This window comes from Variovorax sp. MSC1_012, from assembly GCF_023667525.1.
Classification (GTDB): Bacteria; Pseudomonadota; Gammaproteobacteria; order Burkholderiales; family Burkholderiaceae_C; genus Variovorax; species Variovorax beijingensis_B.
Map to the genome: position 1 here is coordinate 427,172 of NZ_CM174443.1, position 21,712 is coordinate 448,883.

A 21,712-nucleotide genomic window follows, 5' to 3' on the forward strand; every position below is an offset into this window, starting at 1 on the left:
GGGATCAGTCGGCGTTGTCTTCGGGCCAAGGGGCGCCAAGGTCATAGGCAATGCGCGTTGCAACGTCGGCGGTGGCTCTGGCCAGTCCTTCATTCAGCAGCTTGCCCTGGTCTGCCAGCCAAAGCGCGCGGCGGGTGCTGCGCTGGGTATTGGCGTCCTTGCCGCGCAACTCCTGCTTCAGCGAAGGGCCGACGAGGTCCGCGAGGCTCACGGTCGAGCGGTACGCGTACTCGTGCCACAGCGCGCGCTTGTCGGGGGAGCTGATGCGCACGTTGGCGCGCACCACGGCTTCGTCTTCGTCGTCGGATACGTTGGCCCACCCTTCGATCACGGTCTGTGCACTGTCGGGGTTCAGCGGGCTGCTCCTGAACATGCTGGTCGCGGGCTCGCGGTACGTGGCGTCGCGATAGTTCGGGCTGGTGCGCAATGCCTTTTCGAGGCGCGCGCTAAGTTGGGGTGCCAGCTCGTAGTTGCCCACAACCTTCAGGTAGAGGGCCGATCGCGACTGGATCTCTTCCTGGACTGAGGCTTGGTAGCTCTGGTTGGCCGCACCGGTCGCGCCGCCAAGAGCCATGGCGCCGAGGATGCCCACGCCGGGAATGGCCGCCATGCCGGCACCGATGATGCGCATGCGTTTCGAACCGGCGTCGAGGTCGTTCTCTACCTCGACACCGGCTCCGGGCACAACCACCTGCACGGTCGAGCCGGGCAGGGTGGCCAGTTGCGAGGTCTTGATCCACGGCTGGCGCGAGCTGCCGCCCGCACAGCCGGCCAGCGCCACGCAAAGCAGCACTACCAGCGCGAGGGCCGGCCGCTTCAGGTGTCGTTCAGTTGCCAGCCAGCGCACGCGTCACCACCTCATGCGTGTCCTTGCTCAGGTCGGGCTTGGCCGCCACGCGGGCGATGGCTTCGCGCGCGGCGCTGCGGTACGGTTCGGCCAGCTTGCTCCAGCGGTCGAGCGCGCGGGCGAGGCGGGCGGCCACCTGGGGGTTGATGGCATCCAGCTCGATGACGCGCTCGCACCAGAACACGTAGCCGGCCGCGTCGGGGCGGTGGAACGCGCCGGGGTTGGCGCTGCAATAGCTGAAGATCACGCTCCGGGCGCGGTTGGGGTTCTTGATGGAGAAGTCGGGGTGCTTCATCAGTTGCTTCACCAGCGGCAGGATATCGCCGCCGCGGTCGGGCGCGCCGGCCTGCAGCGAGAACCATTTGTCGATGACCAGCGCTTCGTCCTTGAAGAGGGCGTGGAAGCGCGCCAGAGCCTGTGCGGCCAGTGTGTGGCCCGACGACACCAGCGCGTTAAGCGCGTTGAAGCGGTCGGTCATGTTGCCGGCGTCCTTGAAGCGCTGCAGCGTCTTGCCGGGCCACACGGTGTCGCCCGAGGAGCGCGCCGCCAGGCACAGGAAGTTGAGCGCCATGCCGGCCAGCGCGCGGCGGCCCGACGAGGTCGGGTCGGGCGTGTAGGCGCCGGTGTCGTGGTTCTCTTCATACGCCCACTGCCAGTCGGCGAAGAGGGCGGTGGCCAGCTGGGCGCGCATGGCCTCGCGCACGAGGTGCACGCGCTGCGGATCGACCACGTCGAGCTGCTCGGCAATGTAGGTTTCCGAGGGCAGCGTGAGCACCAGTTCCTTGAAGGCGGCGTCGAGCTGGGGGTTGCGCAGCACGCTGCGCATGGCGTCGATGTAGGCGTCGTTCAGCACCGGGGTGGTGTCGGTCGCCAGCGCCGCAATGCCCTGCAGCGCGGCGCGCAGGCCCAGGCGCTGGCCGGCTTCCCAGCGGTTGAACGGATCGGGGTCGTTGGCCAGCAGGGTGAGCAACTGGGCGTCGGTGTACTCGAAGTCCAGGATCACCGGCGCGCTGAAGCCGCGCAGGATGGAAGGCACGGGCTCGGCGTCGAGGCCCACGAAGGTGATCTGCTCGCCGGCGCGCGAGAGCACCAGCGTGCGGGTGCCGCGCGTGACTTCGTTTTCGCCCTGGAGCTGCATCGGCAGTTCGCGGCCGCTCGCGTCGAGCAGGCCGATGTTCAGCGGAATGACGAAGGGTTCCTTGGTGGGCTGACCGGGCGTGGGCGGGCAGCTTTGCACCACGCTCAGGGTGTAGCTGCGGTTCTGCGCGTCGTACACGCCGTGGGCGGCCAGGCGCGGCGTGCCGGCCTGGCTGTACCAGCGCTTGAACTGCGGCAGCAGGCGGGCCAGTTCCGAATCGGGGTTGGCGTCGGCAATGGCCTGGGCGAAGTCGTCGCAGGTCACGGCCTGGCCGTCGTGGCGTTCGAAGTAGAGGGTGATGCCGCGCTCGAAGCCCTTGCGGCCGACCAGCGTCTGCATCATGCGGACCACCTCGGCACCCTTTTCGTAGATGGTGACGGTGTAGAAGTTGCTGATCTCGATGTAGCTGTCGGGCCGCACCGGGTGGGCCATGGGGCCGGCGTCTTCGGGGAACTGGGCGGTGCGCAGCACGCGCACGTCCTCGATGCGCTTCACGGCGCGGGCCGAGGCGTCGGCGCACAGGTCCTGGCTGAACTCCTGGTCGCGGAAGACGGTGAGGCCCTCCTTCAGCGAGAGCTGGAACCAGTCGCGGCAGGTCACGCGGTCGCCGCTCCAGTTGTGGAAGTACTCGTGGCCGACCACGCTTTCGATGTTGCTGTAGTCGGCGTCGGTGGCGGTGGCCTGGTTGGCCAGAACGTACTTCGTGTTGAAGATGTTCAGGCCCTTGTTCTCCATGGCGCCCATGTTGAAGTCACTGGTGGCGACGATCATGAAGCGGTCCAGGTCCAGCGGCAGGCCGAAGCGGGCCTCGTCCCACAGCACGGAGTTGACCAGCGAGTTCATCGCATGCTCGGTCTTGTCGAGGTCGCCGGCGCGCACGTACACCTGCAGCAGGTGCTCCTTGCCGTTGCGCGCGGTGATGCGCTGCTCGCGCGCCACCAGCTTGCCGGCCACCAGCGCGAACAGGTAGCAGGGCTTCCTGAAGGGGTCGACCCACTTCGCAAAGTGGCGGCCCTCGGGCAGGTCGCCCTGCTCGACGAGGTTGCCGTTCGACAGCAGCACCGGGTAGGCGGCCTTGGCGGCGCGCAGCGTGACGGTGTACATCGCCATCACGTCCGGACGGTCGAGGAAGTAGGTGATGCGGCGGAAGCCCTCGGCCTCGCACTGCGTGAAAAAGGTGTCCTCGCTCACGAACAGGCCCATCAGCTTGGTGTTCTTGATGGGGCAGCAGGTGGTGAAGATCTCGAGCTCGAAGGCATCGGGCAAGCCGTCGATGACGAGCTGGTCGCCCTCCATGCGGAACGATGCGCCCTGGCCGTTGACCAGCACGCGCGCCAGATTCAGCTCGTCGCCGTCCAGGCGCAGGGGCTGGGCCGGCGCGTCGGGATTGCGGCGCAGCTGCATGCGGTTGAGCACGCGGGTCTTGGCGGGGTCGAGGTCGAAGGTCAGGTCGACGGTGTCGATCCAGAATGCCGGAGCGGCATAGTCTTCGCGGCGAATGGCAATCGGTTGCCCTTGGGCGTCACGCTGCAGCAGCATCGAGTGTCTCCAGAAAATTCGAATGGGCGAGTTCGTCGTAGTCGCGAACGGCGGCAATCACATGGGGGCCGGCAAGCTCGGCGGCGGTATGGGTGCTGCACACGGCCACGGCACGCATGCCGCCGCGGCGCGCGGCCTCGATGCCGAAGGGGGCATCTTCAAACACGATACAGCGCTCGGGCGCCACGCCGATGCGGCGCGCGGCTTCCAGAAAGATCTCGGGCGTGGGCTTGCCGGCAAAGCCTTCGTCGCCGCCCACGATGGCCAGCGGCAGCGGGTCCATCTTCAGGCGCGACATCGCAAACTCGATGTTGTGCCGGTCGCCGGCGGTGCCCACGGCCACCTTCAGGCCGCGCGCGACGGCGGCCTTGGCAAAGGCGGTGAAGCCGGCCACTTCGGTGAAGTTGTCGTGGAAGAGGGCGCGGTAGATTTCTTCCTTCTCGTGCACCAGGCCCAAGCACTCGTCGTCGGAAAGCTCGCGCTCGAACAGTTCGCGCATGCACTCGGCGCCGGTGCGGCCCGTGGTGCGCGCAAGGATGTCGGTCACGTCGAGCTTCAGCCCGTGGCGTTCGGCAAACTCCACCCATGAGCGCGCATGCCACGGCATGGAGTCGATCATGGTGCCGTCCATGTCGAAGATGAAGGCTTCGACCTTCCCGTGCATCAAGCTCATCGCTTACACGCCCTGCTTGAGCGAGGCTTCGATGAACACATCGAGGTCGCCGTCGAGCACCTTCTGCGTGGCCGAGACCTCGACGTTGGTGCGCAGGTCCTTGATGCGGCTGTTGTCCAGCACGTAGCTGCGGATCTGGTGGCCCCAGCCCACGTCGGTCTTGCTGTCCTCGAGCTTCTGCTGCTCTTCCTGGCGCTTGCGCATCTCGTGGTCGTACAGGCGCGAGCGCAGGCGCTTCCACGCCACGTCGCGGTTGCTGTGCTGGCTACGGCCGTCCTGGCACTGCACCACGATGCCGGTGGGAATGTGCGTCAGGCGCACGGCCGAGTCGGTCTTGTTGATGTGCTGGCCGCCGGCGCCGCTGGCGCGGAAGGTGTCGGTGCGCACGTCGGCCGGGTTGATCTCGATCTCGATGGAGTCGTCGATTTCCGGGTACACGAAGATCGAGGCAAAGCTGGTGTGGCGCCCGCCCGACGAGTCGAACGGCGACTTGCGCACCAAGCGGTGCACGCCGGTCTCGGTGCGCAAGAGGCCAAAGGCGTAGTCGCCCTCGACCTTGATGGTCGCGCCCTTGATGCCCGCGGTGTCGCCCGGGGTTTCGTCCTCGATCTGCGTCTTGAAGCCCTTGCGCTCGGCGTACTTCAGGTACTGGCGCAGCAGCATGCTGGCCCAGTCGCAGGCCTCGGTGCCGCCGGCGCCGGCCTGGATGTCGACGAAGGCATTGAGCGGATCGGCCGGGTTGTTGAACATCCGGCGGAATTCGAGCTGCTTGATGTCGGCTTCGAGCGCGGCGGCGTCATCGGCAATGGACTGCAAGCCGTCCATGTCGCCGTCTTCCTTCGACATCTCGTAGAGCTCGGTGTTGTCCGACAGGCCGCTGGTGAGGCGGTCGAGCGTGACGACCACGTCGTCGAGCGACTTTTTCTCGCGGCCCAGTTCCTGGGCCTTCTTGGGGTCGTTCCAGACGTTGGGATCTTCGAGCGATGCGTTGACTGTCCTCAGTCGTTCGGCTTTGGCATCGTAGTCAAAGATACCTCCGTAAATCCGCAGTCCGGGCGCTCAGGTCTGCAAGCGTTGCGCCGATCTGGTTGATTTGTTCTGCGTCCATGGGGTGTCCTGACTGTGTTCGGGGGAAACCCGGCATTTTCTCACGGACCGATAACCCGCCCTGCGGATGCCCTGTATTGCTCCTTCCCCCTCTGGGGGAAGGCTGGGATGGGGCGGGCAGGGCGCCCATTGCGAGCGCCGCTTGCCCCCACCCCAACCCTCCCCCGGGAGGGGAGGGAGAAGGAAAGTCAGAACGCCGGGACCAGCGACCCCTTGAACTGCGTCTCGATGAAGCTCTTCACCTCCGGCGACTGGTAGGCCGCCACCAGCCGCCTGGCCCAGGGCTTGTCCTTGTCCGCGCGGCGCACGGCGATCAGGTTGGCGTACGGGCTCTTGGCCGATTCCTTGATCACGGCGTCCTTGTTCAGCGACAGCCCGGCCTTCTCGGCGTAGTCGTTGTTGATGGCGGCAATCGCCAGGTCGTCGAGCGAGCGCGGCAGCTGGGCGGCATCGAGTGGCACCAGCCTGAGCTTCTTCGGGTTGCTCACCACGTCCAGCGGCGTGGCCGTGTTGTTCTTCACCGCTTCCGGCTTCAGCGTGATGAGGCCCGCCGTCTGCAGCAGCAGCAGGGCGCGGTTGCCGTTCGACGGATCGTTCTGGATGCCGACCGAGGCACCATCAGGCAACTGGTCGATGGCCTTGATCTTGCGCGAGTAGAAGCCCAGCGGCGCGGTGATGGTAAGGCCCACCGGCACGATGTCGAAGCCGCGCGCCTTGTTCTGGTTGTCCAGGAAGGGCTGGTGCTGGAAGGCGTTGGCGTCGAGGTCGCCCGAGGCCAGCGCCGCGTTGGGCAGCTGATAGTCGTTGAACACCACGACCTGGATGTTCAGGCCATCCTTGGCAGCGACCTTCTTGACCACTTCGAAGACCTGCTCGGCGCTGCCGACGGAGACACCGACCTTGAGGGTGTTCTTGTCTTGCGCAAGCGCGGGGTTGCCGGCGAGAAGGGCGGTGGCCAGCGTTGCAACGGCGAGGGTGCGGCGGCGGAAAGTGGTGTGCATGTTGTTGCGCGAAATCAAAAAAAGGAAGGCGCGAATGTGGCATTGCCCGGCACATTTGGAAACGAACCAATGCGCATATCGATATGGCGTCCTCGCCGGGCAATCCAAGTGTCTTATGCGTTTTCATGCATATGCATGAGCCGATTTGTTCGTTCCCTTTTGACGCCTTTGTTCTCATACTCGGCCCCTTTTTGCGAACCTTTGCGGCTGACTCCGCGCCCGCCGCTGCCTTTTTCATGAGCAACCTTTCGTCCGATGCGGGCCGCGGCAACGCGCAGCCCGTGATCCGTCTTCAATCCGTGCAGAAGTCATTCGCACTGCCCAGCGGCGAGGTGTTCGACGCCGTGCAGTCGCTCTCGCTCGACATCCACCAGGGCGACGTGTTCGGCCTGATTGGCAAGAGCGGCGCCGGCAAGTCGACCCTGCTGCGCCTCATCAACCTGCTGGAGCGGCCCGATGCGGGCCAGGTCTTCGTGGGCGGGCGCGACCTCACGACGCTCTCGCGCCGCGAGCTGCGCGACACGCGCCAGAACATCGGAATGATCTTCCAGCAGTTCAACCTGCTGCAGAACGCCACGGTGTTCGACAACGTGGCCTTCCCGCTGAAGATCCACGGCCGGCATTCCAAGGCCGAGATCGACGCCCGGGTGCGCGAGTGCCTGGCACTGGTGGGGCTGGCCGAGAAGATCGACACCTATCCGGCGCAGCTCTCGGGCGGGCAGAAGCAGCGCGTGGCCATTGCGCGTGCGCTGGCGCCGCGGCCGCAGGTGCTGCTGTGCGACGAGCCCACCTCGGCGCTCGACACCGAAACCACGCGCGCGCTGCTCGAGACGCTGCGCGACATCAACCAGAAGATCGGCGTGACCATCGTGATCGTCACGCACGAACTCTCGGTGGTCGAGGTGCTGTGCCGCAACGTGGCCATCCTGGAGAAGGGCCGGCTGGTGGAGCAGTTCGCGGTCGATGCGCCGAGCGAAGAGCGCAAAACGGCCCTGGGCCGCGAGATCGACGAACTGGTGCGCCGCCGCGAACGCGAGGCGCGCGAACCCATCGCGCCGCGCCCCGTGTCAGCGCAGCGCAGCGCGCAGGAGGTGGCCTATGTTTGAGAACATCGCCCCCATCCTCCCCGAGCTGTGGGTGGCCACGGGTCAGACCTTCCTGATGCTGGCCATCGGCCTCTCGGCCGCGGTGCTCATTGGCGGGCCGCTGGGCATCCTGCTGTTCCTGCTGGGCCCGGGCCAGTCGCTCGAGAACAAGCCGGCGTTCCTCATCCTCAACTGGATCGTGAACACCGTGCGCTCGTTTCCTTTCATCATCCTGCTGGTGGCGCTGGTGCCGTTCACGCGGGTGATCGCGGGCACGTCCATCGGCCCGCTGGCGGCCGCGGTGCCGCTGTCGTTCGCGGCCATTCCGTACTTTGCGCGGCTGGTCGACCAGTGCCTGCGCGAAGTGCCGCGCGGCGTGATCGAGGCGGCGCATGCCATGGGTGCCTCGGAGCTGCAGATCGTCTGGCGCGTGCTGGTGGTCGAGGCGCGCTCCGGATTGGTGCTGGCGCTCACGGTGCTGGCGGTGAGCTTTCTCTCCTATTCGGCGATTGCCGGCGTGGTGGGCGGCGGCGGCATCGGCGACCTGGCGATCCGCTATGGCTACTACCGCTTCCAGACCGACGTGATGGTGCTCACCGTGGCGCTGCTCGTGGTGCTGGTACAGATCCTGCAGTTCGTGGGCAACACCACGGCGCGCAGGCTTGACAAGCGTTGAATCTTTTTTTCTCTCGTTCCTTCCTTTTTTGATTTCATGAAAACCGCTCTGCTGCGCCGCTCCGTCCTTGCCCTGTCCCTGGTTGCCCTGTCGTTCAGCGGCCTTTCGTTGGCGCAGGCCCAGGAAGCCAAGAAGAACCTCGTGATCGGCGGCACCGCCGGCTCCAACATCGACCAGCTCAAGGTCGGCATCGTGCCCATCCTCGAAAAGAAGGGCTACAAGGTGAAGCTGGTCGAGTTCAACGACTACGTGCAGCCCAACCTCGCGCTCGCGCAGGGTTCGCTCGATGCCAACTTCTTCCAGCACCAGGTCTACCTGAAGAAGTTCTCGGCCGACCAGAAGCTCGACCTCGCCGAACTGGTGCAGGGCCCGATCGCGCCGCTGGGCGTGTACTCCACCAAGCGCAAGACGCTGGCCGAGGTGAAGGAGGGCGACCGCTTCACGCTGCCCAACGATCCGAGCAACCTGGCCCGCGCATTGGTGCTGCTGGAGCAGAACAAGCTCATCACCATCAAGCCCGGCGTCGATGCGCTGCGCGCGTCCGAGAAGGACGTGGCCGAGAACCCGAAGAAGCTCAAGTTCATTCCGCTCGAGGCCGCGCAGCTGCCGCGCTCGCTGGGCGATACCGAATACGCCATCGTCAACGGCAACTTCGCGATCTCGTCGGGCCTGAAGCTGAGCGAAGCCGTGGTGCTCGAGAAGACGCCCGACTACTACCTGAACGTGGTGGCCGTGAAGAGCGCGGACAAAAACGCGCCGTGGGCCAGGGACATTGCCGAGGCCTACCGCTCGAAGGAATTCAAGGCCGTGGTCGACAGCAAGTTCCAGGGCTACGCCAAGCCCAGCTTCCTTCAGTAAATCTTCTTCTCAAGCCAAGGACGCCCATGCCCGTGCTCGCCGTTTTCGATACCGAAGGAAGCTGGCGCGACACGCATGTGTGCGACGGATGGATCACCGAGTGCCTGGCGCGACAGGGCGTTGCATGGGGCCGCGAAGACGACGCGCCGGAGGGCCAGCGGGTGCTCGACCGTGCGGCCCTGTTCTATGTGCGTGCGGAAAGCGGCTACCTGGGCCTGCTGTTCGAGGCGGGCGAATGGGTGAGCCTGCCGGCCGGCGAGCCCTTGCAGCCGCTGCCCGCCGCGCTGCCGCACTTCGACGCCTTCGTCGAGCATGTGTTGATGCTCACGGGCAACGACGCCGCCGAAGAAGACTGAGTTTTCCAGTCAGCCCGGCGCGCTGCGGGTGCGGGGCTTGTAGCATGTGCGGATGACCCAGCACATCGGAATCGTCGGGTGTTCCGCCGAAGGCGCGGCGCTCTGCTATCAGACCATCTGCGTGGAGGGGGCCGAGCTGCTCGGCCCGCATGCGCATCCGGAAGTGGCCATGCACACGCCATCGCTTTCGGACTACATGGCGCACATCTACCGCGGCGACTGGCATGGCGTGGGCGAGGTGATGCTTGCCTCGGCGAGCAAGCTCGCGAAGATCGGCGCCGACTTCCTGGTCTGCCCCGACAACACGATCCACCAGGCGCTGCCCTTCATCGAGGCGCGCTCGCCGCTGCCGTGGCTGCATATTGCCGAGTGCGTGGCCGACGAGGCCGCGCAGCGCGGCTTCCGGCGCCTTGCCATCACCGGCACGCGTTGGCTGGTCGACAGCGAGGTCTATCCCGAGAAGCTCTCGGCCAGGGGGCTCGAATACGTCCGGCCCACGGCCCTGGAGCGTGAGGAGATCAACCGCATCATCATGGACGAGCTGGTGCGCGGTGTGTTCACGCCCGATGCGGTGCTGGCGTTCCGGCGCGTGATCCAGCGCATGAAGGACGAAGACGGCTGCGATGCGGTGGTGCTCGGATGCACCGAGATTCCGCTCATCATGAACGACGTGAATTCGCCGCTGCCCACGCTCGACTCCACGCGGCTGCTGGCGCGCGCGGCGCTGCGGCGCGCCGCGGCCTGAAGCGCCGGCCGCCTCAGCCGGCCAGGAACTGCTCGATCAATCCCGCCACGCGCAGCGGCTGGTCGTGGTGCAGCATGTGGCCCGCCTCGGCCACCTGCTCGATGCGCACCGAAGGCACGGACTTCAGCCGTTCGTGGAATTCATCGAGCGTGTAGCGGTTCTTCCACCAGCCGTGCAGGCTGTCGTCGGCGGCCTCGACCATCAGCGTGGGCGCCGAGATCCGCGCATAGAGCGCAAGCGTTTCGTCGACCCGGAAGATGTTCGCGTTGATGATCTTGTGCGCGGCGTCGCCGAGGATCTGCCAGCGCTCGCTGCCGTCGGGCTGCAGCTGGAGCGCGGACCAGTGGCTGGCGAGCCACTCGGCCTTGTCGGGCGTGAGGCGCGGGTTGGTCTTCATGAGCCGTCGCGCCACGCCGTCCACGGCCGAGTAGCCCGCCAGCGCCATCTCGCCGCGGTGCAGGCGCTTGAGCTCGTCGATCCATTGCCCGTAGCGCGCGGGCGCTTCCTCGGGCTTGCGCGCCGGCATGCCGAAGCCTTCGAGGTTGACGAGGCGGCGGATGCGCCCGGGCCTGGCACCCGCATAGTGCATGGCGACATTGCCGCCCATGCTGTGGCCGACCAGGTCGACCGGCCGCGCGGCATCGCCTTCGCCCGCGTAGTGGTCGAGCAGCCATTCGAGATCGGCCAGGTAGTCGGGCAGCCAGTAGTTGTCGACACCGCCGCCGTCGGTGAGCCCGAAGCCGCGCCAGTCGGGCGCGATGATGAAGCGCTCTTCGGCCAGTGCATCGACCACGAACTGCCACGAGGCTGCCACGTCCATCCAGCCATGCAGCAACACCAGTGGCGGCCGCGCGGCCGAGGGCTCGCCCCAGAGGCGCACGTGGTAGCGGAGGTTGCGCACGGGCACGAATTCGCTGCGCGAGGGACGGAGGGCTTGGTACATGGACGTCGATGATAAGGAGCCCGGCGCGGGGGCGTAGTCCGGCACAGGACAGCGCGCGCTCGGGTTTAGGCTGTACCGTCAGCGCGTCGCAGAGGAGGGCGGTAGCATCCCGCGCATGAAAAAAATCCAACTCGGCCAGAGCGACCTGCACGTCACCCCCATCTGCCTGGGCACCATGACCTTCGGCGAACAGGTGGACGAGCCCACGTCCCATGCCATCCTGAGCCGCTCGCTCGAGCGCGGCGTCGATTTCATCGACACGGCCGAGATGTACTCGGTGCCCACTCGCCAGGAAACCTACAGCGTCACCGAAACCATCATCGGCAACTGGTTCGCGGCCAACCCCGGTGCGCGGCAGAAGCTCACGCTCGCCACCAAGGTGGCCGGCCCGCTGCGCAATACGCCGTGGGTGCGCGAAGGCGTGGGCATGACGGCGGCCGACATCGTGGCCTCGTGCAACGCGAGCCTCAAGCGGCTGAAGACCGACGTCATCGACCTGTACCAGATCCACTGGCCCGAGCGCCACGTGCCGGCCTTCGGCAACATCTACTACGACCCGGCCAAGGAGGTCTCGCAGACGCCCATCCGCGAGCAGCTCGAAGCCCTCGGCGGGCTGGTGAAGGCCGGCAAGGTCCGCGCGATCGGCCTGTCGAACGAGACGCCGTATGGCGTGCACGAGTTCGTGCGGCTGGCCGAGCAGCACGGGCTGCCGCGCGTGGCCACGGTGCAGAACGTCTACAACCTCGCGAGCCGCGGCGTGGAGAACGGCCTGGACGAGACGATGCACCGGCTGGGCGTGTCGCTGCTGGCCTATTCGCCGCTGGCCTACGGCCTGCTCACCGGCAAGTACGACCAGAGCGGCATCACCGGGCCGGATGCGCCCCAGGCCGCGCGCATCACGCGCTACGAGTCGGTGCGCAAGCTGCGCTGGGGACGCCCCGATGCGCTGAAGGCCGCGCGCCTGTACAACCAGCTCGCGCGCGACAACGGCCTCACGCCCACGCAGCTTGCGCTGGCCTTCTGCTACACCAAGTGGCAGGTGGCGAGCACGATCCTCGGCGTGACGACGGTGGCGCAGCTCGACGAAGACATCGATGCCTACGGCACCACCCTGTCGCCCGAGGTGCTGGCCGAGATCGACAGGATCCGGTGGGACATCCGGGATCCGGCGGCGTGAGCGCCGCGCCGGGCCGCCCCAAGCAAGCTCGCTCCCGCTTGGCGGGAAGGCGCGCAGCGCCAAGGGTGCACCAGTGAGCAAGAAGGCCCACGTTTCCGAAACCCCCGCGACGCAGCTGCTGCGCGCGAACAAGGTCGCCTTCACCGAGCATCCGTACGAGTACCTGGAGCACGGCGGCGCCCAGCACAGCGCCGCCGTGCTGGGCTTCGACCCCTTCACGGTGGTGAAGACGCTGGTGATGCAGGACCAGGACGCCAGGCCGCTGATCGTGCTGATGCACGGCAACCGCACCGTGTCGACCAAGAACCTCGCGCGGCAGATCGGCGCCAAGTCGGTCGAGCCCTGCAAGCCCGAGGTCGCGCAGCGCCACAGCGGCTACATGGTGGGCGGCACCTCGCCCTTTGGCACGCGGCGCCGGATGCCGGTCTACATCGAGTCGACGATCCTCGAACTGCCGAGGATCGCGATCAACGGCGGGAGGCGCGGCTACCTGGTGGGCATCGACCCGCAGGCGTGCGTCGCCTTGCTGGGCGCCACGCCGGTGCAGTGCGCGCTGGCAGAATAGCCGGCGCGGCGCAGTCCGGCCCCGGCCGGCGTCGCTGGACAAGAACAACCATTCCCCCGCGGAGCGCCGCCTTGAGCTTTCATCTGCCGTCTTTCATCGCCATTCTGGCCTCGTACCTGATCGGCTCGCTGTCTTTTGCGGTCATCGTGAGCAAGACGCTCGGCATGGCCGACCCGCGCAGCTACGGCAGCGGGAACCCCGGTGCCACCAACGTGCTGCGCTCGGGCAACAAGGGCGCGGCGCTGGCCACGCTGCTGCTCGATGCGCTCAAGGGCTGGCTGCCGGTGTTCCTGATCCGGCATTTCGGCGCGCAGTGGGGCCTGGGCGAGGGCGTGGCCGCACTGGCGGGCCTGGCGGCCTTCCTGGGCCACCTCTACCCCGTGTTCTTCGGCTTCCAGGGCGGCAAGGGCGTGGCCACGGCGGCCGGCGTGCTGGTGGGCATCGCGCCCTGGCTGGGATTGGCTACCGGCGCCACCTGGCTGATCATTGCGGTGTTCTTCCGCTATTCGTCGCTGTCGTCGCTGGTGGCGGCCTTCTTTGCGCCGGCCTATTACCTGCTGGGCGGCAATATTGCGTGGCCGCTCGACCGCACGGTGCTGATTGCGATCATCATCATGAGCCTGCTGCTGATCTGGCGGCACCGCGAAAACATCCGCCGGCTCGCGGCCGGCACGGAGTCGAAACTCGGCTCGAAGAAAAAGGCTTGATAAACACCATGGCATCCATTACCCGCTTCCACGTCGGCCCGCGCCTGTCCGAGACGGCCGTGCACAACGGCACCATTTACCTCGCGGGCCAGGTGCCCGACGACACCACGCAGGACATCCGCGGCCAGACCGCGCAGGTGCTGGCGATGGTCGACCGCCTGCTGGCCGAGGCCGGCAGCGACAAGTCGCGCATCCTCATGACGCAGATCTTCCTGGCCGACATCACCGACATCACGGCCATGAACGAGGTGTGGGATGCGTGGATTCCCGCCGGCAACACCCCACCGCGCGCAACGGTGCAGGCCAAGATGGCCAATGCGGCCTACAAGATCGAGATCGTGGTCACGGCCGCCCAGGCCTGACGCGGACTGTCAATAGCGTTTCTCCAAGACCATCTGGTCCGCGTCGCGGCGCATCGAGAAACGGTTGATGAAGCTGTTGCCCAGCAGCACGAAGGGCATGGGCTGCGGCGAGACGATGGCGTCGATGTCGTAGACCTCGACATCGCCCACGCGCACCGACCGAAGCCGCAGCCTGTAGCCGCTGGACACGCCGTTGGCGGTGCTGATCTGGATGCGCTGCCCCTTGCTGTAGTCCAGGCCGATGCGCTGGGCATCGTCGGCCGACAGTGCGATGGACGTGGCGCCCGTGTCGAGCATGAAGGTGACGGGACGGCCGTTGATGGCGCCCTGTGTCATGAAATGGCCGCGGCTGTCGGCCGGCAGCACGATGCGGCTGCCGCCACCGGTGCCTCCCCCGCCTCCAATGCTGACCGGCGTGTCCATGCGCAGGTTGACGCGCTTGCCCTCGAGCTCGACCACCGCCTGCTCGGCCTGCAGCGACACCAGCTTCACGCCCTGGAAAGTCTCGCCGACCGCCACGGTCTTGGGAGGTGCGCCGTTCACGATCAGGATCGCGCGGCTGCCGATGGTGCCGGTCAGCATCACGGAGCTGGCTGCATGCGCCCCTGCAGCGGCAGCCAGGAGCTGCGCTGCGACGACGAGGGCTTTCATTTACGGCTCAGTCGCGGAAGTTGTTGAACGACAGCGGCATGTCGGGCACGTCTTTCTTGATCAGTGCCATGGCAGCCTGCAGGTCGTCGCGCTTGGCGCCGGTGATGCGCACCGCGTCGCCCTGGATGGCGGCCTGCACCTTGAGCTTGCTGTCCTTGATGATGCGGGTGATCTTCTTGGCCTGCTCGGATTCGATGCCGCTCTTCACCTTGATGACCTGCTTGACCTTGTCGCCGCCGATCTTCTGAACGTCGCCCTTGTCGAGGAAGCGCACGTCGACGCTGCGCTTGGTGAGCTTGGCGCGAAGAATGTCCTCAACCTGCACCAGCTGGAACTCGGCGTCGCCGATCATGGTGATTTCCTTGTCCTTGAGCTCGACGGCGGCGGCCGTGCCCTTGAAATCGAAGCGCGTTGCGATTTCCTTGGCGGTGTTTTCGACCGCATTCTTCACTTCGGGCAGATTCGGTTCGCAGACGGTATCGAACGACGGCATGGGCTCTCCTGAATTCACGGGGTGCTGGATGCGACAATTCTCCCATGATCGTGGAGAACAACGTCCCGCTGCAGCCGTACAACAGCTTCGGCATCGTCGCGCGCGCGCAGAACCTGGTGCGCATCGCCAGCGAGGCGGACGTGGCCGAGCTGCGGGCCGACCTCCGCTGGCGCGACGCGCCCCGCTTCGTGCTGGGCGGCGGCAGCAACATCGTGCTCACCGGCGACGTCAAGCCGCTGGTGCTGAAGGTCGAGATCAAGGGGCTGCGGCTGGTCGAGGAGACCCCGCGCGCCTGGATCGTGGAGGCCGGCGCGGGCGAAATCTGGCATGACGCGGTGCAATGGATGCTCGAGCACGGCTATCCGGGGCTCGAAAACCTCGCGCTCATTCCGGGCACGGTGGGCGGGGCGCCGGTGCAGAACATCGGTGCCTACGGTGTCGAGCTGCAGGACCGGTTCGATTCGCTCGATGCCATCGACCTGGACACCGGGCGCAGTTTCACGCTCGATGCCGCCCAGTGCGCCTTCGGCTACCGCGACTCGGTGTTCAAGCACGTGCGCAGCGGGCCGAACGATTTCGGCCTGTCGGGCCGGGCGCTGATCACTCGCGTGCGCTTTCGCCTGCCCAAGCCCTGGAAGGCGGTGGTGGGCTACCTCGACCTCGAGCGCAAGATGGGGGAGACCGGCAACTTCACGCCCAGCGCCACCGACGTGTTCGATTGGGTCTGCGCCATTCGCCGCGCCAAGCTGCCCGACTGGCGCGTGCTCGGCAATGCCGGCAGCTTCTTCAAGAATCCCACGGTCACGCCCGAGCAGTGTGCCGACATCATTGCGCGCGACCCCAAGATCGTGCACTACCCGATGGACGACGGCAGCATCAAGCTCGCGGCCGGCTGGCTCATCGACGCCTGCGGCTGGAAGGGCAAGTCGGTCGGCAATGCCGGCGTCTACGAAAGGCAGGCGTTGGTGCTGGTGAACCGCGGCGGCCTCGAGAACCCGGTCACGGGTGGTGAGGTCATGACCTTGGCCAAGGCCATCCAGACCAGCGTGTACGAGCGTTTCGGCATCCGGCTGGAGCCGGAGCCGGTGGTCGTCTGACCCGGTGGATCTCGATTTTCTCCACCTGAACTACCGGCGGCGCATCGCGGCGCTGGTGTGGGCGCAGCGGCTCGTCATGGCGGCGGGCATCGCCGCGGTGTTCCTGGTTCCCGCGCGCTGGTGGGCGTCGGGACTGCTGTTCATCGCGGCCTTCTGCTTTGCGGCGCTGCTGGGCCGGATCGAAATCAGCTTGCGCCGCCAGTTCATCCGCGAGGCCCGGCTGCCGCCCTTCCTGGCCGGCAAGCTGCGCGCGGCCCACCCCGGGCTCAGCCAGCGCGACGCCGAACTGGTGCTGCGCGGGCTGCGCCAGTTCTTCATGGCCCATCTGCGCAGCGGCCGCAAGTTCGTCGCCATGCCGTCCAAGGTGGTCGATACGGCCTGGCACGAGTTCATCCTGCACACGCAGGGCTACCAGAACTGGTGCAAGGCGGCCTTCGGCGGCATGCTGCACCACAGCCCCGCCGAGGTGCTGGGCAAGGACCCGAAGCGCAACGACGGCCTGCGGCGCAGCTGGTACTGGGCCTGCAAGGAAGAAAGCATCGATCCGCGCACGCCGGCGCGCCTGCCGCTGCTGTTCGCGCTCGACGTGAAGTTCGGCATTCCGGGCGGCTTCGACTACGTGCCCGACTGCAAGGCGGTCGACCGGCACGCCGGCTCCGACGCCCATTGCGGCACCAGTTTCGGCGCATCGTCGTCGGATGGCGGCGGCGCGGGCGATGCCGGCGGCTTCGGCGGCAGCGAATCGAGCGGCGGCAGCGGCGATGGCGGCAGCGGGGGAGGGGATTCCTCCGGCGGCTGCGGTGGTGGGTGCGGCGGAGGCGGTGGCGGCGATTGACCGGCCGGCGACCCCGCGCACGACGCACCAATGAAAACGGGCCCGCAAGGGCCCGTTCGTCATTGGAGAAAGCGTGCGGAGCTTACTTGCTCTCGTCGTCGTTCGAGAGCCGCGGCACCGAGGTGCCCTGGCCCGGCGACAGCAGCCCGGTGCGGGTGTAGATCGCGAGCTTCTCGCGCGTGTCGACGATGTCGAGGTTGCGCATCGTGAGTTGGCCGATGCGGTCCAGCGGCGTGAACGCGCCCGCGACCTTCTCCATGCTCAGGCGCTCGGGCTGGTACGTGAGATTGGGCGAGACGGTGTTGAGAATCGAGTAGTCGTTGCCGCGGCGCAGCTCGATCGTCACTTCTCCGGTGATGGCGCGCGCCACCCAGCGCTGTGCGGTCTCCCGCAGCATGATGGCCTGCGGGTCGAACCAGCGGCCCTGGTAGAGCAGGCGGCCGAGCTTGCGGCCGTGGTCGCGGTACTGCTCGATCGTGTCTTCGTTGTGGATGCCGGTCACCAGGCGTTCGTAGGCGATGAACAGCAGCGCAAGGCCCGGAGCCTCGTAGATGCCGCGGCTCTTGGCCTCGATGATGCGGTTCTCGATCTGGTCGCTCATGCCCAGGCCGTGGCGGCCGCCGATGCGGTTGGCTTCCAGGATCAGCTCGACGAGGTTCGCGTGCTCGACGCCGTTGAGGGCGACGGGGCGGCCTTCCTCGAAGCGCACGCTGACGGTTTCGCGTTTGACCTCGACTTCGTCCTTCCAGAACGCCACGCCCATGATCGGCTGCACGATCTGCATGCCGCTGTCGAGGTTCTCCAGGTCCTTGGCCTCGTGCGTGGCGCCGAGCATGTTGGAGTCGGTGCTGTAGGCCTTCTCGGCCGACATCTTGTAGCCGAAGCCGGCCTTCGTCATGAACGCCGACATCTCGGCCCGGCCGCCGAGCTCGTCGATGAACAGCTGGTCGAGCCAGGGCTTGTAGATCTTGAGGTTCGGGTTGGTGAGCAGGCCGTAGCGGTAGAAGCGCTCGATGTCGTTGCCCTTGTAGGTGCTGCCGTCGCCCCAGATGTGGACGTCGTCTTCCTTCATGGCCGACACCAGCATGGTGCCGGTCACCGCGCGGCCGAGCGGCGTGGTGTTGAAGTAGGTGACGCCGGCGGTCGTGACGTGGAAGGCGCCGGCCTGCAGGGCGGCGATGCCTTCGTTGGCGAGCTGCGCGCGGCAGTCGATCAGGCGGGCGTTCTCGGCGCCGTAGAGCATCGCCTTGCGCGGGATCTCGTCGTAGTCGGGCTCGTCGGGCTGGCCGAGGTTGGCGGTGTAGGCGTAGGGAATCGCGCCCTTCAGCTTCATCCAGTGCAGTGCCGCGCTGGTGTCCAGGCCGCCCGAAAAGGCAATGCCGACCTTCTGGCCGGCGGGAACGTTTTGGAGAATGGTCGACATGTGGGTGTCCGGTTCGCGGTTCAGCCGAAATGGCAGATGTAGCTGTAGGGCTCGCCAGTGACCCGGATCTGGAAGCTCGAATTGCCCGGCACGCTGAACTTCTGTCCGGCGCCCGAGGCAATCCATTCGGTGGTTCCCGCCAGCTGGTATTCGCAGCTGCCGGCGGTGCCTTCCATGATCTCGGGCGCGCCGGTGTTGAAGGTCAGGGTGGACGGAAGGATCACGCCGACCGATTTCCTGGTGCCGTCGGCCAGCGTGAGGCTGTGGCTCACGCACTTGCCGTCGAAATACACATTGGCCTTGGTCGCCACTGCGGCGCTGTTGAGAGTGTCGGTAGTCGTCGTCATTGGATGGCGCCGGCGCATGCGCGGTCGGCTGGTCGAGGACGCGCCGCCGCGGCGGCGCACCCCTAGAGGTTGGAAAAGTCCTCGATTTTAGGGCTTGGGCGGCACCGGCCGTCTCCCGCCCCTCGCTTGCGCGCGCTTCAGCGCCAGTGGCGATGGCCCCATCCGCCGCGATAACCGCCCCAGCCCCTGGAGTAGCCGAGGTTCAGCGAGATGCCGACCGGCGGGTAGACGTACGGCTGCGCATAGGGATAGGCGTAGCCCGGCTGCACGTACACCGGCGGCGCATAGACGGGCGCCGGTTGCACATAGACGGGTGCGGGCCGCACGTACACCGGCGCGGCCGGCGCGTTGGAGACCACCACGCCAGGTTCGGGCACGACGTTGTCCCAGGCCGAGCCGCCTGGCTGCGCGTATTGCGGCTGCTGCTGTTGGTACTGCTGCTGGCCGCTGTTGTTGGCCTCGACCGGGTAGGGCTGCAACTGCGGCTGCGGCGCGACCGGCGAGGTTGTCACGCCGTAGGCGTTGACCTCGACCGGGATGGTGGCGCCCGGCCGGCTGTCGGTGCGGGTCGTGTACTGGCGGCCGTTGTATTCGTAGGTGACGTTGTAGCTGACGTCGCTGCCGGTCGTCTCGCGGATCGGGGTCGCGGAAATCACCCGGGCCTGAACCACTTGCTGGGCCTGTACCACGCCGGCGCCCGTTGCCAGCAGGCCGGCCACGGAAAGACCCGCAAGGGTGCGAAAAACGTGCTTGTTCATGGTGTTCTCTCCTGCAGATCGGGGTTGGAGGCCGGCCGGCGAGGCGGGGTTCCTGCGTTTACACGGCGTTCACGGTGGCCCAGGCTTCGGCGTCGAACCCCGTCGTAACGCCGGTTTTCGGCCCCCAGTTGACCACCGGCCGCTTGATCAGGCTGGGATTGGCCAGCAGCACGGCGCGGGCAGAAGCGGCGTCGACCACCGCGTTGCGGGTGGCTTCGTCGAGCTTGCGCCAGGTGGTGCCGCGGCGGTTGACCAGCGCCTCCCAGCCGGGCTTCTTGAGCCATTGGTCGAGCTCGGCCTCGGGCACGCCCTGTTTCTTGAAATCGTGGAAGGTGTAGGCGACGCCGTGGTCGTCGAGCCAGCTGCGGGCGCGCTTGACGGTGTCGCAGTTCGGAATTCCGTAGAGGGCGATCATTACGAGGGAAAACAGGTGTCGGATTGGTTGCGCAGCTAGGAATCGTACTAGGCCGTCGCCACGCGGGTCTTTTTGACTCTACGGGCTTTGTTGGCCGCACGGATGACGTTCTTGGGCTGCGATTCTTCCCACTCGTCGGTCGTGACGATCAGCTTCTGACGTGCCGCGAGCAGTTCTCCCTCGCCGCCCAGCTTCACGTAGTACAGATCAGCCCCGCTCATGAAATAAACGTAGTAATTGCCACGGCCCGAGGTCGTCCATGCTTCGCGCGGCATGCCGTTCACTTCGGCCTCAAATTGATTCGTCCGAGGGGCTGCGGCGTACTTGGTGGCCTCCACATTTGCCAGCCGCGTGGGCTGGTTCAGGCCGATGGTCAAGTTGAAGCTGCTCATGTCTGTTCCTTCAGAAAGTTGATCGGAACAACCTATTCTGATGTTGACAATCAGCTGTGGGGAAGCCATTCACAGACGCGATTAGATGTGAATACGGTGTAACTTGCCGGGACCCACTCAGCATTTTGTTACGTAGCCGGCTCTGGCGACTTTAAGGCCCTTGATTGCCTCCTTTTCTCACGGCTATATTCGCCCTGCCAGCAGCTCATCGGATGCCATAGCCGTAAGCGCGCTGGACTTGATTGGTTCCCCGAAGGTCATCCACAAATCTCGGGATGTATGCGACTCATCTATGTCGCTGTGGCCGATGGCGGGCCTCAAGAAACGCCAAATCGTGTCGCTCCCTACTCAAAAATACATCCCGACTAAGACGGCAGCGAGCCTGCTCAACATTGCACCCAAGACCCTCTACAACTCGCACAGTCGCGGCGCGAGTTGGGCGCCGCCTCGCTACAAGATTGGCAGAAGAGTCGTTTACAAGCTGGAAGAAGTTCTAGCCTGTATTCGTCCGGCGTAGGTCTGGCGCCCAGCTAAAGAAAGACGGCCGCACCCGAGGATAGCGCGCGACTTTCCTCGGGCGAGCCTCTACGATCTAAAGGTATTAGTCCTCGCGGATTAACAGCCTTCGTCCCGGACCGCGCCTGTGGCGGCCACCGGGACTCCCCCTCAACATTTCGCAGCTTCAACCTACCCGGTTGTGCTGCCGCATGGAGATTTACAAATGGCCAATGCATCGCAGTTGCCGAAAATCCCGGACAACATCCCAAGGGCTGACCCTGACTCGCCTTTGCCCGGCTTCGTCACTTTCGCCCATTTAGCCGCCCGCGTGGGAACCACCACCGGTCATTTGCGAGTGATTTTGAGTCAAGTCGATGCGCCCAGGATCGAGCCGTCATATCGCATCGGTGGAGCGCACCTTTACAACGAGTTCGAGGCGAACGACTGGCTTAAGCGTCTTCAAGAATGGCGCGACGAAGCACCGCTTCGCGCCGCAGCTAGGAAGCTTGAGCAGGAGCAGCGGGTTCTGCAGAAGTTGGAGGAAGGTCAGAAAAGGTACAAAAAGCAGCAGGAGGCCGACGCTGCCCTGAAGAAGATGCAGGACGAATTCGCGGCTCGTGATGAGGCCCTGCGCAAAGAGCAAGAAGAGACGCAGCGGCGCTTGGGGCGCATGTAAGGGGAGCACATGAAGCTACCTCCTAACTTCCGCTTCTATGACGGGCGGTCGCTGGTGACGCTTCTCTGCGACCTCCGCGTCCAGCCGCGCCACCTCGAACAACTCAAGCGGCAACAGCACCTAAGCCATCAAGACCAGTACGAACGCTGGCCGCGCAGTCGGATCAAGTCGTTCCGCAAGGAGTACCGCCACGTCATGCGGCGCTACCTGCCCGACCCGCTGATCGAGCCGCCGCCGCCGAAGTTCGAACGCCTGTCCGCTGATGCGTACGAACGTGCGGTCTACCTCAACGAGCAGAGCGGGAGGCTGACATGACCGAACCCATCCTCAAGCGCGCTCTGGCCAAAC

Annotated in this window: 26 protein-coding genes; 13 read left to right on the forward strand and 13 right to left on the reverse strand. The window is 66.1% G+C overall.

Annotated features, from left to right (window positions below; translation table 11 throughout):
* Positions 1-4: 4 nt before the first annotated feature.
* The 5 genes from L1081_RS01980 to L1081_RS02000 form a co-directional block, all read right to left on the reverse strand.
* Complete coding sequence (locus L1081_RS01980) at positions 5-847, reverse strand: hypothetical protein (protein ID WP_489414954.1); 843 nt, start codon at positions 845-847, stop codon at positions 5-7.
* The gene (pepN, locus tag L1081_RS01985; protein WP_489414955.1) at positions 828-3,524 is read right to left on the reverse strand and encodes an aminopeptidase N; all 2,697 of its coding nucleotides are present in this window, start codon (positions 3,522-3,524) and stop codon (positions 828-830) included. The genes L1081_RS01980 and pepN overlap by 20 nt, the downstream gene beginning before the upstream one ends.
* Positions 3,508-4,197 carry an HAD-IA family hydrolase gene (locus L1081_RS01990; protein ID WP_489414956.1) on the reverse strand — a complete coding sequence of 230 codons (690 nt, stop codon included), beginning with the start codon at positions 4,195-4,197 and terminating at the stop codon, positions 3,508-3,510. The genes pepN and L1081_RS01990 overlap by 17 nt, the downstream gene beginning before the upstream one ends.
* Positions 4,198-4,200: 3 nt before the next feature.
* A protein-coding gene (prfB, locus tag L1081_RS01995) for a peptide chain release factor 2 (protein ID WP_125964635.1) occupies positions 4,201-5,305 on the reverse strand; the annotation gives its coding sequence in 2 pieces (ribosomal slippage) (positions 4,201-5,223 and positions 5,225-5,305; 1,104 coding nt in all).
* Between the two features lie 187 nt (positions 5,306-5,492).
* The gene (locus L1081_RS02000) at positions 5,493-6,305 is read right to left on the reverse strand and encodes a MetQ/NlpA family ABC transporter substrate-binding protein (protein ID WP_489414957.1); all 813 of its coding nucleotides are present in this window, start codon (positions 6,303-6,305) and stop codon (positions 5,493-5,495) included.
* A 236-nt stretch (positions 6,306-6,541) separates the two neighbouring features.
* On the opposite strand from L1081_RS02000, the gene L1081_RS02005 reads away from it, so the two are divergent.
* The 5 genes from L1081_RS02005 to L1081_RS02025 are packed head-to-tail and all read left to right on the forward strand — an operon-like array spanning position 6,542 to position 10,025.
* Positions 6,542-7,411 (forward strand): ATP-binding cassette domain-containing protein, encoded by an 870-nt coding sequence (locus L1081_RS02005; RefSeq protein ID WP_489414958.1) that lies wholly within the window; start codon positions 6,542-6,544, stop codon positions 7,409-7,411.
* The gene (locus L1081_RS02010) at positions 7,404-8,066 is read left to right on the forward strand and encodes a methionine ABC transporter permease (RefSeq protein ID WP_489414959.1); all 663 of its coding nucleotides are present in this window, start codon (positions 7,404-7,406) and stop codon (positions 8,064-8,066) included. The genes L1081_RS02005 and L1081_RS02010 overlap by 8 nt, the downstream gene beginning before the upstream one ends.
* Positions 8,067-8,102: 36 nt before the next feature.
* Positions 8,103-8,924 (forward strand): MetQ/NlpA family ABC transporter substrate-binding protein, encoded by an 822-nt coding sequence (locus tag L1081_RS02015; protein WP_489414960.1) that lies wholly within the window; start codon positions 8,103-8,105, stop codon positions 8,922-8,924.
* Between the two features lie 26 nt (positions 8,925-8,950).
* Entirely contained in the window at positions 8,951-9,280 is a 330-nt protein-coding gene (locus L1081_RS02020; protein ID WP_489414961.1) for a hypothetical protein, read from the forward strand.
* A 52-nt stretch (positions 9,281-9,332) separates the two neighbouring features.
* Complete coding sequence (locus L1081_RS02025; RefSeq protein WP_369663223.1) at positions 9,333-10,025, forward strand: aspartate/glutamate racemase family protein; 693 nt, start codon at positions 9,333-9,335, stop codon at positions 10,023-10,025.
* A gap of 13 nt (positions 10,026-10,038) precedes the next feature.
* On the opposite strand, the gene L1081_RS02030 is transcribed toward L1081_RS02025, so the two are convergent.
* Positions 10,039-10,968 (reverse strand): alpha/beta fold hydrolase, encoded by a 930-nt coding sequence (locus tag L1081_RS02030; protein ID WP_489414962.1) that lies wholly within the window; start codon positions 10,966-10,968, stop codon positions 10,039-10,041.
* A gap of 115 nt (positions 10,969-11,083) precedes the next feature.
* On the opposite strand from L1081_RS02030, the gene L1081_RS02035 reads away from it, so the two are divergent.
* The 4 genes from L1081_RS02035 to L1081_RS02050 all read left to right on the forward strand — a co-directional run bounded on the left by L1081_RS02035 (position 11,084) and on the right by L1081_RS02050 (position 13,779).
* A complete protein-coding gene (locus tag L1081_RS02035) occupies positions 11,084-12,145 on the forward strand; it encodes an aldo/keto reductase (protein ID WP_489414963.1) in 1,062 nt (353 codons plus the stop codon).
* Between the two features lie 73 nt (positions 12,146-12,218).
* Complete coding sequence (locus L1081_RS02040) at positions 12,219-12,710, forward strand: YbaK/EbsC family protein (RefSeq protein WP_489414964.1); 492 nt, start codon at positions 12,219-12,221, stop codon at positions 12,708-12,710.
* A gap of 71 nt (positions 12,711-12,781) precedes the next feature.
* Positions 12,782-13,417: a glycerol-3-phosphate 1-O-acyltransferase PlsY gene (plsY, locus tag L1081_RS02045; protein ID WP_489414965.1), complete on the forward strand. Its 636-nt coding sequence runs from the start codon at positions 12,782-12,784 to the stop codon at positions 13,415-13,417.
* 8 nt (positions 13,418-13,425) lie between these two features.
* On the forward strand, positions 13,426-13,779 hold the full coding sequence (locus L1081_RS02050; protein WP_489414966.1) for a Rid family hydrolase: 354 nt from the start codon (positions 13,426-13,428) through the stop codon (positions 13,777-13,779).
* A gap of 9 nt (positions 13,780-13,788) precedes the next feature.
* Here L1081_RS02050 and L1081_RS02055 read toward each other — a convergent pair whose 3' ends face one another.
* Together L1081_RS02055 and L1081_RS02060 are read right to left on the reverse strand one after the other, a co-directional pair.
* A complete protein-coding gene (locus tag L1081_RS02055) occupies positions 13,789-14,430 on the reverse strand; it encodes a TIGR02281 family clan AA aspartic protease (RefSeq protein ID WP_489414967.1) in 642 nt (213 codons plus the stop codon).
* Positions 14,431-14,437: 7 nt separating this feature from the next.
* Positions 14,438-14,923 carry a YajQ family cyclic di-GMP-binding protein gene (locus L1081_RS02060; RefSeq protein ID WP_015866547.1) on the reverse strand — a complete coding sequence of 162 codons (486 nt, stop codon included), beginning with the start codon at positions 14,921-14,923 and terminating at the stop codon, positions 14,438-14,440.
* A 44-nt stretch (positions 14,924-14,967) separates the two neighbouring features.
* Here L1081_RS02060 and murB point away from each other — a divergent pair, with 44 nt between their 5' ends.
* Together murB and L1081_RS02070 are read left to right on the forward strand one after the other, a co-directional pair.
* Positions 14,968-16,020: a UDP-N-acetylmuramate dehydrogenase gene (gene murB, locus L1081_RS02065; protein ID WP_489414968.1), complete on the forward strand. Its 1,053-nt coding sequence runs from the start codon at positions 14,968-14,970 to the stop codon at positions 16,018-16,020.
* Between the two features lie 4 nt (positions 16,021-16,024).
* A complete protein-coding gene (locus L1081_RS02070) occupies positions 16,025-16,855 on the forward strand; it encodes a UCP032817 domain-containing protein (protein WP_489414969.1) in 831 nt (276 codons plus the stop codon).
* Between the two features lie 82 nt (positions 16,856-16,937).
* Here L1081_RS02070 and argG read toward each other — a convergent pair whose 3' ends face one another.
* The 5 genes from argG to L1081_RS02095 all read right to left on the reverse strand — a co-directional run bounded on the left by argG (position 16,938) and on the right by L1081_RS02095 (position 20,190).
* Entirely contained in the window at positions 16,938-18,278 is a 1,341-nt protein-coding gene (gene argG, locus L1081_RS02075; protein ID WP_124956059.1) for an argininosuccinate synthase, read from the reverse strand.
* A gap of 20 nt (positions 18,279-18,298) precedes the next feature.
* Positions 18,299-18,625, reverse strand: a complete 327-nt coding sequence (gene ppnP, locus L1081_RS02080) for a pyrimidine/purine nucleoside phosphorylase (protein WP_015866543.1) — start codon at positions 18,623-18,625, stop codon at positions 18,299-18,301.
* Positions 18,626-18,762: 137 nt separating this feature from the next.
* Positions 18,763-19,383: a hypothetical protein gene (locus tag L1081_RS02085; RefSeq protein WP_489414970.1), complete on the reverse strand. Its 621-nt coding sequence runs from the start codon at positions 19,381-19,383 to the stop codon at positions 18,763-18,765.
* Positions 19,384-19,441: 58 nt separating this feature from the next.
* Entirely contained in the window at positions 19,442-19,798 is a 357-nt protein-coding gene (locus L1081_RS02090; protein ID WP_489414971.1) for an ArsC family reductase, read from the reverse strand.
* Between the two features lie 47 nt (positions 19,799-19,845).
* Positions 19,846-20,190 carry a hypothetical protein gene (locus tag L1081_RS02095; RefSeq protein WP_489414972.1) on the reverse strand — a complete coding sequence of 115 codons (345 nt, stop codon included), beginning with the start codon at positions 20,188-20,190 and terminating at the stop codon, positions 19,846-19,848.
* 721 nt (positions 20,191-20,911) lie between these two features.
* Here L1081_RS02095 and L1081_RS02100 point away from each other — a divergent pair.
* On the forward strand, positions 20,912-21,364 hold the full coding sequence (locus L1081_RS02100; protein WP_489414973.1) for a hypothetical protein: 453 nt from the start codon (positions 20,912-20,914) through the stop codon (positions 21,362-21,364).
* A gap of 9 nt (positions 21,365-21,373) precedes the next feature.
* Positions 21,374-21,679, forward strand: coding sequence for a hypothetical protein (locus L1081_RS02105; RefSeq protein WP_489414974.1), 306 nt, complete (start codon positions 21,374-21,376; stop codon positions 21,677-21,679).
* Positions 21,680-21,712 lie beyond the last annotated feature (33 nt).

Excerpts from the sequence above, each read along its gene's own strand:
- pepN (WP_489414955.1), bottom strand. The coding sequence starts at position 3,524 with ATGCTGCTGCAGCGTGACGCCCAAGGGCAACCGATTGCCATTCGCCGC.
- L1081_RS01990 (WP_489414956.1), bottom strand. The coding sequence starts at position 4,197 with ATGAGCTTGATGCACGGGAAGGTCGAAGCCTTCATCTTCGACATGGAC.
- L1081_RS02000 (WP_489414957.1), bottom strand. The coding sequence starts at position 6,305 with ATGCACACCACTTTCCGCCGCCGCACCCTCGCCGTTGCAACGCTGGCC.
- L1081_RS02005 (WP_489414958.1), top strand. The coding sequence starts at position 6,542 with ATGAGCAACCTTTCGTCCGATGCGGGCCGCGGCAACGCGCAGCCCGTG.
- L1081_RS02010 (WP_489414959.1), top strand. The coding sequence starts at position 7,404 with ATGTTTGAGAACATCGCCCCCATCCTCCCCGAGCTGTGGGTGGCCACG.
- L1081_RS02015 (WP_489414960.1), top strand. The coding sequence starts at position 8,103 with ATGAAAACCGCTCTGCTGCGCCGCTCCGTCCTTGCCCTGTCCCTGGTT.
- L1081_RS02020 (WP_489414961.1), top strand. The coding sequence starts at position 8,951 with ATGCCCGTGCTCGCCGTTTTCGATACCGAAGGAAGCTGGCGCGACACG.
- L1081_RS02025 (WP_369663223.1), top strand. The coding sequence starts at position 9,333 with ATGACCCAGCACATCGGAATCGTCGGGTGTTCCGCCGAAGGCGCGGCG.
- L1081_RS02030 (WP_489414962.1), bottom strand. The coding sequence starts at position 10,968 with ATGTACCAAGCCCTCCGTCCCTCGCGCAGCGAATTCGTGCCCGTGCGC.
- L1081_RS02035 (WP_489414963.1), top strand. The coding sequence starts at position 11,084 with ATGAAAAAAATCCAACTCGGCCAGAGCGACCTGCACGTCACCCCCATC.
- L1081_RS02050 (WP_489414966.1), top strand. The coding sequence starts at position 13,426 with ATGGCATCCATTACCCGCTTCCACGTCGGCCCGCGCCTGTCCGAGACG.
- L1081_RS02055 (WP_489414967.1), bottom strand. The coding sequence starts at position 14,430 with ATGAAAGCCCTCGTCGTCGCAGCGCAGCTCCTGGCTGCCGCTGCAGGG.
- L1081_RS02060 (WP_015866547.1), bottom strand. The coding sequence starts at position 14,923 with ATGCCGTCGTTCGATACCGTCTGCGAACCGAATCTGCCCGAAGTGAAG.
- murB (WP_489414968.1), top strand. The coding sequence starts at position 14,968 with ATGATCGTGGAGAACAACGTCCCGCTGCAGCCGTACAACAGCTTCGGC.
- argG (WP_124956059.1), bottom strand. The coding sequence starts at position 18,278 with ATGTCGACCATTCTCCAAAACGTTCCCGCCGGCCAGAAGGTCGGCATT.
- ppnP (WP_015866543.1), bottom strand. The coding sequence starts at position 18,625 with ATGACGACGACTACCGACACTCTCAACAGCGCCGCAGTGGCGACCAAG.
- L1081_RS02085 (WP_489414970.1), bottom strand. The coding sequence starts at position 19,383 with ATGAACAAGCACGTTTTTCGCACCCTTGCGGGTCTTTCCGTGGCCGGC.
- L1081_RS02090 (WP_489414971.1), bottom strand. The coding sequence starts at position 19,798 with ATGATCGCCCTCTACGGAATTCCGAACTGCGACACCGTCAAGCGCGCC.
- L1081_RS02095 (WP_489414972.1), bottom strand. The coding sequence starts at position 20,190 with ATGAGCAGCTTCAACTTGACCATCGGCCTGAACCAGCCCACGCGGCTG.
- L1081_RS02100 (WP_489414973.1), top strand. The coding sequence starts at position 20,912 with ATGGCCAATGCATCGCAGTTGCCGAAAATCCCGGACAACATCCCAAGG.
- L1081_RS02105 (WP_489414974.1), top strand. The coding sequence starts at position 21,374 with ATGAAGCTACCTCCTAACTTCCGCTTCTATGACGGGCGGTCGCTGGTG.